This is a genomic window from Burkholderia sp. KCJ3K979 (assembly GCF_016759955.1).
GTDB classification, from domain to species: domain Bacteria; phylum Pseudomonadota; class Gammaproteobacteria; order Burkholderiales; family Burkholderiaceae; genus Burkholderia; species Burkholderia orbicola.
In genome coordinates this window covers 1-1,208 of sequence record NZ_JACFYV010000430.1, presented here as the reverse complement: position 1 = coordinate 1,208, position 1,208 = coordinate 1, and the positions used below count along the sequence as shown (strand labels likewise).

General features: G+C 51.3%; 1 protein-coding gene. It reads right to left on the bottom strand.

From position 1 onward, the window contains the following. Positions 1-108: 108 nt before the first annotated feature. Positions 109-966 (bottom strand): PEP/pyruvate-binding domain-containing protein, encoded by an 858-nt coding sequence (locus H3O04_RS35410; protein WP_202589521.1) that lies wholly within the window; start codon positions 964-966, stop codon positions 109-111. Positions 967-1,208: the final 242 nt, after the last annotated feature.

Here is a 1,208-nt window from a genome sequence, read left to right as displayed (position 1 = left end):
CGAGCATTACAACGAGAAGCATCCCCATAGCGCGTTGAAATACCGCTCGCCTCGCGAGTTCCGGCGCTCGATGGATTCAGCAACCTTAGTGTGATGCTGTGTCCGGTATTACAGGGTCAACTCCACCCAGTTCATCCGCGTGATCAGTTCGCGGTAAAGAGAATATGCAAGCGATCGAGGCTTGATGCCGATCATTTCAGCCGGATTCCAGTCCGACATCACGCTGAACGTGTTGTGCTTTCGTGCGCTAACCGTCGGCAAGGTCGAATTGATTTGTTCGAGAATGTAGGCGGCATGGAGTCGCGGCGCCGGGCTGGATTTTACGGTCGTCATCGGCCGGACCTGCAGGAGCACGACTCCTGCTTCATCCATCGCGAACTCAACGTCAAGCGCATCATTATTTGTGATCTCGATCAGTTCATCGAGAAGTGGTAGGATCGCGGCCACCGGCGACGAGAGGCGTGCTTGAATACCAGAATGCACGATGACGGTTCGAACTTCACCTGCCCCGGATGTAACAGCTGCGGTGTCGCTACTCTCCGTGTAATTGATTACAGCGTATGGCGCCCCAGTTTCGGGGTCTCGCGTCATGGCAACGCCCGATCTCCGAACACAGTTCAACATTGGTTGAACAAACACTTCATCATGATCAAGCGCGGATCCGTAAGACTTGATGACTCGCTCGATCGCATCTCTGACAGACGTGAGCCCAACAGCGTTACCTACCGATAAGTATTTCCCTGCGTTTGACGAAGTCCCGGTGTCTTCAGACAATGCACTGGAGCGAACGATAAGTGGAATGCATCCGAAGCGACGCACAATTTCTTTCTCGACAGCATCCGCATTTTCTCGCCAATCGTGGACGGTAAATGCGCATTGGTCCAAAACACGACCATGAGTGATGAGGTTGGCAAGAGTCGCCAACGTGGAAGCCTTGCTTCCGAACGTAAAAGCCGGGTTTTTCATTTTTGTAACGTCTAATCTCTCAGGAAATTTCTGGCCGTCATCAAAATGAGCGAACAATGTCCGGTCGCACATAAACGCGAGCGTGAGCGAGCACCACCCAAAAATAGCGGGGCTCCATGACAAAAAATTCGACAACGATTACGCAAACAATTTACATAAATGCATCGAGCTGGATAACTGTCACAAAAGTGTCATGCGATTCATCATACCCAAGTGGAAATTCCTTCGCAATATCCCAATTC

What these genes read in the sequence shown, in the direction of transcription:
- H3O04_RS35410 (WP_202589521.1), bottom strand. Translation starts at nt 966, where the DNA reads ATGAAAAACCCGGCTTTTACGTTCGGAAGCAAGGCTTCCACGTTGGCG.